Source organism: Streptomyces uncialis (assembly GCF_036250755.1).
GTDB classification, from domain to species: Bacteria; Actinomycetota; Actinomycetes; order Streptomycetales; family Streptomycetaceae; genus Streptomyces; species Streptomyces uncialis.
Genome location: NZ_CP109583.1, coordinates 2,672,984 through 2,686,281, shown reverse-complemented (window position 1 = coordinate 2,686,281; position 13,298 = coordinate 2,672,984). Strand labels below are relative to the sequence as shown.

The 13,298-nt window shown below is 69.5% G+C and carries 12 protein-coding genes; 7 read left to right on the top strand and 5 right to left on the bottom strand.

The window, feature by feature from the left end; genetic code table 11:
• Positions 1–68: 68 nt before the first annotated feature.
• Positions 69–1,418 (bottom strand): type VII secretion protein EccE, encoded by a 1,350-nt coding sequence (gene eccE / locus OG711_RS10880; protein WP_266507658.1) that lies wholly within the window; start codon positions 1,416–1,418, stop codon positions 69–71.
• 272 nt (positions 1,419–1,690) lie between these two features.
• Here eccE and eccB point away from each other — a divergent pair, with 272 nt between their 5' ends.
• From eccB to OG711_RS10845, 7 genes are all read left to right on the top strand, one after another.
• Complete coding sequence (gene eccB / locus OG711_RS10875) at positions 1,691–3,211, top strand: type VII secretion protein EccB (RefSeq protein ID WP_266507656.1); 1,521 nt, start codon at positions 1,691–1,693, stop codon at positions 3,209–3,211.
• 14 nt (positions 3,212–3,225) lie between these two features.
• On the top strand, positions 3,226–4,503 hold the full coding sequence (gene mycP, locus OG711_RS10870) for a type VII secretion-associated serine protease mycosin (protein ID WP_329559147.1): 1,278 nt from the start codon (positions 3,226–3,228) through the stop codon (positions 4,501–4,503).
• A gap of 250 nt (positions 4,504–4,753) precedes the next feature.
• Entirely contained in the window at positions 4,754–5,197 is a 444-nt protein-coding gene (locus tag OG711_RS10865; protein ID WP_245876973.1) for a hypothetical protein, read from the top strand.
• Between the two features lie 50 nt (positions 5,198–5,247).
• The gene (locus OG711_RS10860) at positions 5,248–6,999 is read left to right on the top strand and encodes a hypothetical protein (protein ID WP_329559146.1); all 1,752 of its coding nucleotides are present in this window, start codon (positions 5,248–5,250) and stop codon (positions 6,997–6,999) included.
• A 202-nt stretch (positions 7,000–7,201) separates the two neighbouring features.
• Complete coding sequence (locus OG711_RS10855) at positions 7,202–8,380, top strand: S8 family serine peptidase (RefSeq protein WP_329559145.1); 1,179 nt, start codon at positions 7,202–7,204, stop codon at positions 8,378–8,380.
• Positions 8,381–8,461: 81 nt separating this feature from the next.
• Entirely contained in the window at positions 8,462–8,806 is a 345-nt protein-coding gene (locus OG711_RS10850) for a WXG100 family type VII secretion target (RefSeq protein ID WP_073793388.1), read from the top strand.
• Positions 8,807–8,896: 90 nt separating this feature from the next.
• Positions 8,897–9,199 (top strand): WXG100 family type VII secretion target, encoded by a 303-nt coding sequence (locus OG711_RS10845; protein WP_073793389.1) that lies wholly within the window; start codon positions 8,897–8,899, stop codon positions 9,197–9,199.
• Between the two features lie 70 nt (positions 9,200–9,269).
• Here OG711_RS10845 and OG711_RS10840 read toward each other — a convergent pair whose 3' ends face one another.
• The 4 genes from OG711_RS10840 to OG711_RS10825 all read right to left on the bottom strand — a co-directional run bounded on the left by OG711_RS10840 (position 9,270) and on the right by OG711_RS10825 (position 13,110).
• Positions 9,270–9,608 carry a DUF397 domain-containing protein gene (locus tag OG711_RS10840; RefSeq protein ID WP_266507646.1) on the bottom strand — a complete coding sequence of 113 codons (339 nt, stop codon included), beginning with the start codon at positions 9,606–9,608 and terminating at the stop codon, positions 9,270–9,272.
• Between the two features lie 83 nt (positions 9,609–9,691).
• Entirely contained in the window at positions 9,692–10,297 is a 606-nt protein-coding gene (locus OG711_RS10835) for a hypothetical protein (protein ID WP_329559144.1), read from the bottom strand.
• A 39-nt stretch (positions 10,298–10,336) separates the two neighbouring features.
• A complete protein-coding gene (locus tag OG711_RS10830) occupies positions 10,337–12,619 on the bottom strand; it encodes a DUF6571 family protein (protein WP_329559143.1) in 2,283 nt (760 codons plus the stop codon).
• Positions 12,619–13,110: a hypothetical protein gene (locus tag OG711_RS10825; protein WP_073793392.1), complete on the bottom strand. Its 492-nt coding sequence runs from the start codon at positions 13,108–13,110 to the stop codon at positions 12,619–12,621. The genes OG711_RS10830 and OG711_RS10825 overlap by 1 nt, the downstream gene beginning before the upstream one ends.
• Between the last annotated feature and the right edge of the window lie 188 nt (positions 13,111–13,298).

Here is a 13,298-nt window from a genome sequence, read left to right as displayed (position 1 = left end):
GCCCGTGAACGCCCCCGGGAACGGCCCTCCGCCGGACCCACCGGCGGACTGTGTGGAAGCGAAAGCCATCAGCGGGCTCCCCCCAACGGCAAGGTGGCCAACGCGGCCGGGAGCTGCTCACGGTCCAGCCGGGACAGTCCGACCCTGGCCTCCCGCGCCGCCTGCTCCAGCGCACGCCGCGCCGCCGTCAACTCGGTCTCGCTGCGCCCCGTGATCCGCAGATGACCCCGCACCCCGACCTCCCGACCCGCGCCGCTCAGCGTCAGACTGAACGTGGTGGCCAGCGCGGGCACCGCCGTCAGCAACGCCACGAGCTGCGCCAGCGACGCCCCCGCACCACCCAGCTGCGGCCAGCGCCGCACCCAGTACGTGGTGTGACGGCGGTTGTCGCAGCGCCAGTCCCGGCTGGACTCCTCCGTACGCCGCTGCCGCCGCCCCGAGGTGGCCGCCTGCACGGTGACCATCGGATTGGCGCCCGCGGAGGTCGCCACCGCGGCCGTCAGCTCCTCGTCCGTCAGGACCGTGACCCGGAACCCGGCACCCGTCAGCCTGCTCGACAGATGCTGCGCCACCCGGGCCACGCACTTCTGCGCCCCCGTCAGCCCGCCACCGCGCGCGGCGACCGCCTCCGGACACCGCTCCGGGTCCAGCTTCAGCGCCACCCAGGTGATCCGCACCGCGGGGACACCCGCCCCCGCGCCCAGCCGCGTGTAGTTGGTGACCGCTATCGAGTCCTGCGGCAGCCCCAGCGCGGGCGCGGGCTGGGTGTGCACCACGACCTGCGCCGACTCCAGCCGGATGCCGTCCACCTCCAGCGCGTCCCGCACCAGCGACAGCGGCAGCGGACGCCGGTCCCGCTCCGCGCGCAGCGCCGTCGCGTCCGACTCCACCTGGAGCACCGCCGTCAGGAACGCGCCGTCCCCGATCAGACCGATCGGCCGCCGGTCCCGGCTGTCACCGGGGGTGTGACGATAGGTCCGCAACGCCGGATCGCACTCCACCAGGGGCGCGAGCGCCGGGTCCGTCCCCGGGTCCGGCACGGGCGCCGACCTGGCACGCCGCACCCGCGCGCGGAACGCCACCAGCGTCCTCAGCCACTCCGGCAGCGAACGCCCACGACGGCGCACCACCGCGAGCAGCACCAGCGCCAGCGCCACCGGGGCGACCACCGCCAGCGCCACCGGATCGACGACCCACGCCGCGACCGCCAGCGCGACGGCCACCTCCACCATCGCGAGCTGTTGCAGACGGGACGCCCCCGCGCCCCCCGAACGCGCCCCCGCGCGGGGCGACACCGACGGGCCCCCGGCGGACGGGCCCACCGGCCCCCGCGCCGAACGGCCCCGGGACCGGCCCTGACCACGCCCGGCAGCGGGGCCCGAACGGGACCGCGAACGCGACCGCGTGGCGGAAACCATCACTCCATATCCCCCGAATTCCCTGAACTTCCCCGAAGTCTCCCGAAAACCGCTGATCGGCAAGGCGGTTGAAGGGCCGCTCACCCTACCCGGCCCGCGCGCACGACCACGTACCAGGCATAGTAGGTGCCCGGTCTGACAACGCGGTCCCCGGCCGTCCGCACCGGTGGCGCACCAGGGGACGCACCACGAAGCCGACGACGCACGGGCGATCGCCCGGCACGTCACACCCGCTTCGGGGCACTCGGGGACACGGGGAGAAACACACACCGATGGCATCACGGCGCGACGAGCTCAACGCCTACACCTTCGCGAAGCGCCGCATGCTCGCGGCCTACCTCCAGCCCTCCCCGGGAGGCTCCGAGGAGGACGCCCCGCGACCGCTGCGCGGCATCGTGCCCGGCCTGATCGTCGGGGTGATCGTCCTCGCCGTCTTCGGCGCCTGGGGCATGTTCAAACCCTCCGCCCCGCCCGGCTGGTCCAAGCCGTACCAGAACGTCATCATCGCCAGCGACTCCACCACCCGGTACGTCGTCCTCAAGACCGACGGGAAACGCCAGCTGCACCCCGTCCTCAACATGGCGTCCGCCAAGCTCCTCCTCGAACCCGACCAGGGCAAGGTCATCAGCGTCGACGAGTCCGTCATCGACAAGGGCCGCATCCCGCACGGAGCCACCCTCGGCATCCCCTACGCCCCCGACCGGCTGCCGCCCGCCAAGGAGGCCGACACCGCCAAGCGCTGGGCCGTCTGCGAACAGCCCGGCCAGGGCGGACGCGCCATCCAGAAGGCCACCTTCGTCCTCGCCGACCGCGAGAAGAAGCTCACCGACGGCCCCTCCCGGCTGCGCGGCGGCGAACTCCTGTACGTCACCGGCCCCGACCGCACCCGCTACGTCGTCGACGCCCAGGGCACCGCCTACCGCGTCCCCGCGGACGACGAACTCCTGCTGCGCACCCTCGTCCGCTCCGACCGCGCCCCCCAGCGCGTCTCCCGCCAATGGCTCGCCACACTGCGCACCGGGGACCCCGTCGACTTCCCCGACGTCGACGGCACCATCGGCGCGACCGCCGACGTGCCCGGCACGCTCGACACGGACACGAAGAAGGTCGGCACGATCCTCCGGGCCCCCGACGGCGACCGCACCCGCTACTACGTCGTGCTGCCCGACGAGATCGCCCCCGTCTCCGACTTCACCGCCCGGCTGCTGCTCAGCAGCCGCCAGCTCGACCCCCTCGGCCAGGCCGGCAAGGCCCGCGAGGTGGGACCCGCCTCCTTCACCCCCGCCACCCGGGAGTTCGCGGGCGACCGCGACTGGCCCACCGCCGAACCCCGCACCGTCAACGACATCGCCGCGGGCGGCCGCGACACCGTCTGCAACGTCCTGCGCGCCGTCGACCGCGACAACGGCACCACCACCCTGAGCACCTGGGCCGGCACCGGCTTCCCCGCCCCGCTGCCCACCGGCTCCTCCAGCGCCTACGTCACCCCGGGCTCCGGCCAGCTGTTCCGCCAGGTCAAGGGCGCCCAGACCAAGACCGGCGGCGTCTTCCTCGTCACCGACACCGGGCTGCGCTACGCCCTCCAGTCCAACAGCGACAGCGCCTCCGACGACGCGGGCATCGGCATGTCCGCCGCCCAGCGCAAGGAACAGCTCCAGGAAGCCCAGCGCGCCCAGGCATGTCTCGGCTACGAGCGGGCCGTGCCCACCCCCGTACCGGCCGCCTGGTCCGCCCTGCTGCCCACCGGACCCCGACTGTCGACCGCCGCGGCCCGCCAGCCGCAGGGCGCGTGACGGGAGCCGCCGCCATGACCCGCTCACCCGCTCCCGCCGCCCGGCGCCGGACCCTGCGCCGCTGGGCGGCCCTCACCGCGGCCACCGCCACCACCGCCACGGTGACCGTCCTGCCCGCCGCGCCCCCCGCGCTCGCCGACACCGGACAGTGCACCTTCCCCTCGAAGGCGTACCCCGGACGCCCCTGGGCACTGCAACGCGTCCTGCTCGACGAACTGTGGGCCCAGTCCACCGGCAAGGGCGTCCAGGTCGCCGTCATCGACACCGGCGTCGACATCAAGAACCCACAGCTCACCCGCGCGGTGGACACCTCCAAGGGCCTCAACTCGCTCCCGCCCAAGCCCAAGGACGACGACGGCGAGCCCGTCCCGCGCGGCAAGGCCGACGGCACCAGCGACACCGTCGGCCACGGCACCCGGGTCGCGGGCATCATCGCGGCCCGCCCGGCCAAGGGCACCGGCTTCGTCGGACTGGCGCCCGCCGCGCGGATCATCCCCGTCCACCAGAACGACGCCTACGGCAACGGCACCGCCGCGACCCTCGCCCGCGCGATCCGGCACGCCGTCGACGAGGGCGCCGACGTCATCAACATCTCCCAGGACACCGCGAACGCCGTCAAACCCACCGACGCCCTGCGCCGGGAGGTCGAGGCCGCGCTCGACAAGGACGTGGTCGTCGTCGCGTCCGCGGGCAACGACGGCCTCGGCGGCAACGTCAAGGAGACGTACCCCGCCTCCTACCCGGGAGTCCTCGCCGTCGCCGCGTCCGACCGCAACAACGAACGCGCCCCGTTCTCCCAGTCCGGCGAGTTCGTCGGGGTCGCCGCACCCGGCGTCGACATGGTCTCCACCGTCCCCGGCGGCGGCCACTGCTCCGACAACGGCACCAGCTTCGCCGCCCCGTACGTCGCCGGGGTCGCCGCCCTCGTCAAGGCCAAGCACCCCGACTGGACCGCCCGTCAGATCGTGGCCCAGATCCAGCAGACCGCGGAACGCTCCGTCGCCGGACACGACCGCCTGGTCGGCTGGGGCGTCGTCGACCCCGTACGTGCCCTCACCGAGGACGACACCCCCGTCGAGACCCCGGCCGCCGCCGAGGGCGTCACCCGCGCGAAGGCGCCCACCGCCCCCGAGGTCGACCTCGGCGAGTCGGCGTCCGAACGCAACGCCCGCCTCGCCACCTACGTCACGGTCGCCGCCGCCGTCCTCGCCACCGCCCTCGCGGGTGTCGCGGTCGCCTGGCGCGACGCGGGCCGCCGACGGGCCGCGTCGGCCGGCCGGGACACCCGATGATCGATTGAGTACCCGTACTCATGCGCCCCGCGACAAGCTCTCCGTAAGCTCCTCACGACTCCGTCACGAGGGACACGGCAAACAACGCGGTGCAAACCGGGCAAACGCCCAGCTATACAACTCAGGCTTCACAAAGCTCGGTTGGCTTGGTAGCGCTTGGTGACTACAGTGACGGGGCGCGGGCCACACCCGCGCACACTCGTTCGGACGTGCGACCGGGCGAGGCCACGGGGATACGGGGGAGGACGAAGTGGGGCTTCCGGACAGTGTGGGCGGCGCCTCTTACATGAGCGGCGCGGATCTGCGCCGAGGGGTCGCGGCGCTCAAGACCTTCAAGAAGAGCATCGACACGGTGCTGTCCGAGTTCGAGGAATCACCGGGCAGTTCCGGCAAGGTCGGCTCCCAGCAGGTCTCCCGGGCGTCCCTCTCCAGCGCGAACAGCTGCTTCGCCGAGGCGGACGGCCTGTTCGGCCAGTACAACCGCGTCCACCAGCGCCTGACGACCCTTTCCAGGGCACTGGGCCAGCAGATCGAGTCGATGGGCATCGCCGTCCACGGAGCGGACGTCGGCTTCGACAACCTCGACGAGGACACCCGCCGGCAGTTCTGGGCGATCCAGACGACTCTCCGTGAGTCGCTGGCCGCGCCCGGCCGCAAGCGCACCGACGACAGGCAGTCCGAGACGGGGTGGTAGGCATGACGGACGACAACCAGAGCACACCGGACACGGCGGACCTCGAACGGGTGGCCCAGCAGGTCGGCGCCACCGACATGGTGGTCAAGGTCTCCGATCTGCTGGAGAACACCTTCTTCTTCAACGCGCCGAGCATCAGCCCCGGCCGCACCAGCTTCGAGTCCCACCGCCTCAACGACATGATCGACCTGGTCCAGAACACGAACCCGGCCGAACTCGAAGAGGCGGGCAACGCCCTGTGGAACGCCCGCGACGCCATCAAGAAGGCGGCCGAGGCGCTCAAGGGCCATATCGGGCAGCCCGACTGGGAGGGCGAGGCGGGCGAGGCGTTCCGGCGCTGGGGCCAGGCCCTGGTATCCGACGCCCTGCAACTGTCCGACTTCGCGGACGTGGCCGGTACCCAGATCACGGCGGCGGGCACGGGCCTCGCGTCCGTCCGCAGCTCCATGCCGCCCCGCGACGCCCGAGCCGACCCCAAGGCGGCCGAGGACTTCCCCCCGGACAAGCGGAACAGCGACAACGAGGACTACACGGCCGCACTCAAGGCGGAGAAGCACCGCCAGGAGGCGATCAACCAGATGAACCGGTTGGCGTCCTTCTACGCGGTCTCGGAACAGGTCCTGTCCACCCAGGAGGGCCCCACGTTCGCGCCTATGCCGGCGGTGGGGGTGCCGCAGCCTCAAGGCGGCAAGGAACGACACGTTCCTGAGGGCACGACCGGCTCTCCCTCGGCCCTGGGCGGCGAATCTGTCGCCCAGACTTCGCAAATCGGCACACAGGCATACGCGGAGGGTGGCAGCAGCCGAGCAGCTGAGGTGACTGGCCCCGGTGTGGGTCTGGACGGTACAACCACCCCTGTCGTGCAGCCGGGCCGCACGGTGCCGGAGTTCGAGGCGCCGACTGTGGGCACCGAGATCGCGAGTGTCGGAACGGTTCCCGCTTCTGCGCCTCCGACGCCGGTGGTCGGAGCTCCGCCAAGCGGACCCGCACCGGTCGCTGGTACGCCGCCGTTGCCTCCGGCCGTCGGGGGTCCGCCTGTGGTGGTGGCCATCCCGCGATCGGCAGGCGCTGGCACCGCCAGGTCTCTCGGCCAGGCGCAGGCGACGTCTCGACCGGGCCAAGCCCGCGCCGGCGGAACCGAGTCGAGTGGCCGGGTGCCTGCAAGCGCCTCAGGCCGGGCCCCTCTGACAGGTCAGGGTGCGTCAAGGCAGGGCATGCCTGGGGGGACGGCCTCGGGTCAGGGTGCGACAAGGCAAGGCGTGCCTGGAGGGACGGCCTCGGGCCAGGCGCCGGTCGGCCGTGCCATCTCAGGGGGCTCGCCCCGCGGCGGTCAGGCAATGCCGCGTACCGGTGGCGGGCCGATGCCTCCGGCCGGTAACAGCGGCATCGTCGGTGGCCGGCCGATGACCTCTACGCCCACCCCCGCGGGTTCTGGCGCATCGCGGAACGTCGTCGGAGGGGCCGGCCCGGCGTCGGCATCACAGCCGAGGGCCACAGCCGGGCGCGGGAACGGCCCTGCCCGCAGCGGGGTGATCGGTGTGACCAACCAGGACGGCCGTGGCCGTCAGCCGAGCCGACCCGCAGCGCAGGGCTCCGGCGGAGTGGTCGGTGGTACCCCGACGCGCTCCACTCGAACAAGTGGTGGCCGGGGATTCACCACGGGTGGCACCGGGCTGGTCCGACGAGCCGGCGGTCGGCGGGGACTGCCGGACCAGTCGGCCCAGGAGGAACGGGATGATTCGGCCGAACACGTCGGCGCTGACCCCGACGAGCCCTCCAGCAGCACCGCCAGCACCCGATAGCAGCGATCGACCGAGCCAGGCAAGGACTGAGACGAGCATGAGGCCAGGGATCAGGCGGCGCGGCAGGACAGGTGCGTCTCTCTCGCGCCGCTCCCGGAGAGCACTCGCCTCGGTGGCTGTGCTGTGCGCGGCAGCGAGTGCGACCAGTGTGGCGCTGGCCCCTGCCGCGGTCGCCAACGATGTACAGAGCCAGCAGTGGTACATGAACGCCATGCAGGCCGAAAAGATGTGGCAGTCCAGCACGGGCAAGGGCATCAAGGTCGCTGTGGTCGACACGGGGGTGAATCCCAATACCCCGTCACTCAGAGGCAAGGTGCTCACCGGAGAAGTTCCGCGCGCAGCCTCATACGGGGCCGTCAAGGACTACGACGGCCACGGCACCACCATGGCGGAGCTCATCGCCGGCAGCGGCACCGGTGGCGGTCTCCGTGGACTTGCTCCGGATGCTCGGATCATTCCCGTAAGAGTGGCGCTGGATGACGATCTCAAGGGCAAGGCCGAACTGAAGAAGACTGCCTCGGTGACGCAAGGGATTCGCGCTGCTGCGGACTCAGAGGCGCGGATCATCAGCTTGTCTCTCGGTGTGGAGTTCCATTACCCCTCTCTGGAGAGCGCGATTCAGTACGCGTACAGCAAGGGCAAACTGGTCTTCGCTGCCGCAGGGAACGACGGGCCCAAGACAGAGTTCAAGGGATACCCGGCGGCCTATCTCGAAGCGATCGGGGTCGGTGCCGCCGACAAGACCGGTACCGTCGGCAAGTTCTCCCAGAAGGGGGACTATGTCGATCTCGCCTCCCCAGGAGTCAATGTCCCAGTCTGGTGCGACGAGACCTTCACCCGCTACTGCCCCTCCGAAGGCACCAGTCAGGCCACCGCCATCGCCTCCGCCTCGGCCGCTCTCATCTGGTCGGCGCATCCCGACTGGAGCGCCAACCAGGTGTTGCGGACGCTGATCGACACGGCTGGACGTCAGTGGCCGAAGGACGCTCCGAGCGACTACCTCGGCTACGGCTTGATCCGGCCCCGGCTGGTCCTTGAGGACAAGAACATCGACCCGGGCCCCGCCGACGTCAACCCGCTCACCAACGAGAAGACTCCCGTCGCCGGAACGAAGGAGCCCTCGGAGGGCACTTCGTCGGCGCCCGAAGGCAAGCCGTCGGCCCCCGGCGACAAGCCGTCCGCCGACAACGGCGGTTCGACGGAACAGCCGGCCAAGGGCTCCGAGGGCTCCAAGGACGACGGAGCGACCGCGACCGGGGCAAGCGCGGACGGTTCCTCCGGCGACAGCGGCAACCTCGGTCTGATCCTCGGCTCGGCCGTCGCCGTAGCGGTCGTCGGCGCAGGCGCGTTCGTCCTCGTGCGCAAGCGGCGCAACGCCTGATCCACCCACGGCGGAGCCGCCCCTAGCGGTGCGGATCCGCCGACCCCGTCCCCAACCCCATCACAGAAGGGAACCGCAGCCATGTCTCAGGGCCAGCGGCTGTCAGATTCAGAACTGATCAAGCTCGAACAGGACATCGCCACCCGGTTCGAGAACATCAAGGGCCAGCTGCATCGCCTTCAGGGCACGATCGACAGCCTCGAAGGCCAGTGGAAGGGCATCGGCGCCGGTGCCTTCAACAGCAAGCAGCACGAGATCAACACCTCGATGGTGCGCATCGGCAACATCCTTGTGAAGTTCCTCGAAGCGATGAGCGCGAGCCGCAAGATCAAGGACGGCAGCGAGGACGAGGTCCGCGCGGCGGTGCAGAGCATCAACGTCAACCAGGGGACCGGCGGGCCCCAGTCGAGCTTCAACGGCTACTAGCGGGCCCCGCCGCAGCCGTAAGGGCGATTCCGTACGGCCGACGGCACAGCGTGTACCGATCCGAGCATTCTCCGAGAGGAAGACATACCGATGTCCACGGGTAACTACGACGAACTCGTCGTCAGGTACGGCGGCCTCGACGCGACCGCCACCGAGCTGGCGAACCAGGCCAAGAAGCTGGAGGAGGACCTGGCCAGCATCAAGCGCGCGGTGGCGACCGTCGCCGCGGGCTGGGAGGGCGAGGCCCACACGATGTACACCCAGGAACAGGCGAAGTGGGACAAGGAAGCCCAGGACATCCACCAGGCCCTGGTCGGCATCGGCCAGGTCGTCGGCCGGGCCGGTGGTGACTACATGGGTGGCGACAAGAAGGCCGCCAGCTACTTCCTGTAGGACGGCGGCGCCAGGGGAGAACGCGCCGGGGTGGGCACGCACGGGAGGTGCCCACCCCGGCGCTCTCGCGTTACTGGGCCGGGCTCGCCCCGGCCTCGGCGGCCAGTCCGCCGTTGCGGGCGGTGGGCGTGAGGTCGAACTCGCCGTCCCTGGCGCCGAGGACGAACGCCCGCCATTCGCCCTCCGTGTACCGCAGCACGGTCTCCGTGTCGAGCGAGGAACGCATCGCCACGGCTCCGCCCGGGAGATACGCGATCTCCACGCGCTCCTCGTGCTCCTCGGTGCCCGGAGCGCTCACCCACTCGACCCCGGAGATGTCGAGCCCGTACAGCTCGTCCTTCTCCCGCTCCTTACGGGCCTGGACATCCTCCGCGGACTCCACACCCCCGGAACCCTGAACCTCGGTCATCTCCCGACCCCTTCCCGCATTTTCTCTGACGGCTCGCCAACAAGCCGTGGCCTACTTTACTTCGCATGCCCGACCGAAGCGCTCTAAAGCTTCGACGGGAGTTCACATTTTGCCTTCTTGTGGGCGTACTCGGCCGCGCTTCGGGCAATATCGATCAATGCCTGCCTGGTGTCGCCGTCGTCGGAGTCGTTGTCCTGCTTCAAGGTAACGACGGTGCTGAGGTTGTACTGCCCCCCGATGACCTTTCCATCAGGTATGCACGGGGCAAAGATCCCTGCGGTCCGAATAGAGGCAACGCCTTTGTCTCCGGCCTTGAATTCCCTAAGGGGATAATCTTCCGGACGGAACGGATCCACGTAGTTGTCGATCCACAGCTGCGAGCTTTCCGCGAGAGCTATCCGAGTGTCTGACGTGAACAGGCGAGAAAAGTTTCCATCTTCCCCGTCGACGCGGCAAATGAATCTCTGGGATCGACGATCGGACATTTCGCCCAGCAGTATCTCCCGATTTTTGAACGAGTACTCCGATGATTCCGGGAGCGCAGTTCTTAGGGCTGGAACAAGGTTCTCTGATTCACCAAGGACGGCACACACGTCGGCTGCGTGGATTTCCGCTCGGGATGAGAATGGGGGAATGTCGAAGAAGTATGCCGTGGCCCCGGCGATGACCATGCTGCTGGTGATGGCCACATAGGTGCGTAATCTCTTTCGCTTTGCGGGCATGATGCATCAGTCCTTTTCGAGAGCCTTCGGTACGCCTTGGCCGTTCACGTAGAGCCCCACGTTGGAGTGAGCAGCGGTGAATCCGTTCTGCGCACTTCTTGCGACGATTGACTCGATGTGCTGAGACGGATTTCCGGATTGTTCTCCGGCCTTCACCACTGCCTGCTCCAAGAGTCTGTACGTGGACTCCTGGGTGCCGCTGAGCTGTTCACCATTGCGGTAGATCACCTCGTTCGCACTGTCTTTCATGGACCCTTCGGTCAAGGACCCGAGGATCTCGTTCGCAGTGGTTCCGGCGAATCCGCCAGCGACGATTCCCCCGGGTCCGATGAACGCTGCGGTCCCCAGCCCGATCCCGATGCCGACCGCGCTTCCGACCCAGACCTTGCCCTGATTCAGCGCATTGTTGTACTCGCGGTCCTTGGATCCCCCTTCGGCTTCCCCTTCGTATGCGCGACCCGCACTGATCGTGCCCTGGATCTCTCCGGCGACCTGAGCGATACTTCCGACTCCCTCCTTCAGGTTCTCCACTTCCTTGAACTGGGGGTCGGAGATGTACGCGTCGGGATTCCTGAAGTGGTACTCCATCAGGGACGTCGTATAGCTGTGCTGGCCAACAGTGACCGCGGCATATCCGTCAGGGGTTCGGCCCAGGGTGTAGAGGAACCGTGTGAGGTCCTGCGCCCCGGGCTCGGCCATGGACCCCGCGACAGGCATGAGACGGGCCTCGCCGTCCGCTTGTGGATTCAGGCCCCGGCTGATGTCCGGCATGTACTCCGCCGAGATCTGCCCCAGGCTGTCCGCCATGTACTTGTGGTCCAGCAAGCGCTCAGGCTTCTCCGAGACCGAGTGGACGATCTGTTCCATGAGCGTGGCCTGTTCGTAGCTGTGCGCCGGGGTGTCCGCCGTGGGCATCTCGCCCGCCGGGTGGCCCGTCACCGCGGACTCCAGGGCCTGGGCCAGGATGTTGCGGCCCGCGATGCTGCTCTCGCCCTTGCTGTCGGTGTCCGGCGGCCAGTCGCGTTCTTCGAAGAGGTACTCGAAGTTCGTCATGCCGCCCTTGGCGTGGTCCGACTCGTCCCTCGCCAGGAAGGGGTCCCCGAAGAACGTGGTCGACGCGTCGGGGCTGTTCGCGAGTGCCTTGAGGAAGCCGGTGAAGGGATCGGCGCCCGTGTCCGTACCGGTGTGGTTGAGCTGCGGGTCCGCGGCCGAGCGGTGCCAGGCGATCGGGCTCCGGGTGCCGTTCTCGCTGTACTCCTTCTCCGCCTTGACCAGTGCGCGGCCGTATCGCGTCAGGAACCGGTCGTTGTAGTCGCCCCAGCGCATCAGGCTGCTCATGACCTGGAATCCGAGATGGCTGCCGTGCGGGCCGACCGATTTCCCGCCCAGCGCGGTCATCTCGCGCTTCCAGTCGTTCATCGCCTGCGAATCGCTCTGTGTCGCGTGCGCCAGGGTCAGACCCAGGTGCTTCTGAAGGTCGTCGAAACGATCGCGGCGTTCCTGGGTCAGCTGGTAACCCGCCAGCCCGGGGTCATTGATGCCGGACCAGAACTCCAGGGTGCCCTTGGCACCCAGTTCACCCGCGAACCGCGCGGAGAACAGCGGGTCGTCCGCGTACCGCTTCAGTCCCGCGACGAGCCGGTCGAACTCCGCGACGCTCAGGTCCTGCGGCTTCTGCCGGGCCAGCCCGGCCAGTGCCTCGGCTTCCCGTACCGCCTTCACCGCGGCGTCGCGGTCGTTGTAGGCGCCCTCCGAGAAACCGAGTTCGCTCTGGTCGACCAGCGCACGCAGCACCTTGCTCGCGCCGGCGTCGATCTCCGTGGCCGCCACGAGGATCTTCTGCACCTCGTCGCGCAGCGCGACGAGATCCGCCTCGTCGTGGTCCGGCACCGAGCCGCCCTTCCCCGCCCGGTCGGGGTGGACGCGCATGGTGACGGTGAATCCGCCGTCGCCCGTCGCGGTGACCGTGAGATTCTTCGCCGCACCCCGCCCGATGGCCTCCTCCAGGTTGCGCCGCTGGAGCAGGAGATCCGCGCGGGTGTCACGGAGGATGTTGCGGATCGAGGTGGCCTGGGTGCGGGCGTCGTCGAACTCGCCGGCGGTCTTCGCGATGAAGGTCTTCGACACGGCGGCGTTCACACCGGCCCAGACCGCTTTGTCCGCCTGCCCCTTGAGTCCGTCCCGCGCGGCCTTCGCCAGGGTCTCCAGATTTCCTATCAGGGTGGACCAGTCGGAGACCGCGGTGCCGAGTGGTCCGAGATCCGCGTGCTGTAAGGCTGCGAAATCCATCAGCTGTCCTTCTTCTCCTTCTCGGTGCCGTACACCGGATTCCTCGCCCCCGGCCCGCCGACCCGGTCGTCGAAGCCCTGGGTCAGGGTCTCGATGGTGTTCAGCGCGCTGCCGATGTGGTGGTCGTCGCCGCGGTGGGTCTTCTTGGTGAACTCCAGATGGTTCGAGATATGGCCGCAGGCGTCCCGCAGGGATCTCACCTGTTCCTCCCACCGGGTGGACACATGCTCCAGCGCGCCACCCAGCGCGAACCCCTCTCCCTTGAGGCCCGCGCCCGCCGTCTCCGTGCTGGCCACCTGGACCCGCGCCTCGTCCCACAGCCGCATATGCAGCTTGAAGGCGTGGTCGCCGATCTTCGCCAGATCGCTCTGACGGACCTCCAGGCTCGCCTCGGTACCCCCCGGATCACCCGGCACATGGTTCACCTGCATCGACGTCGACTGCCGTTCGGCGGCCCGCGCCTTCAACTCTTCCCACTCGTCCCAGCCCATGGACTGGCTCCTTCCCCCAGGGCCGGCCCCGACGGGCCGACCAGGTCCGACTCGATACGCCACGCCTCACGCGGACCACCCGCGTCGAATCACCCACGTCAGCCACTCGGTCAACCACCTGCGTCGAATCACCCGCGTCGGCCACCCGGTCAACCACCTGCCTCGATCACCCGCGTCGGCCACCCGGT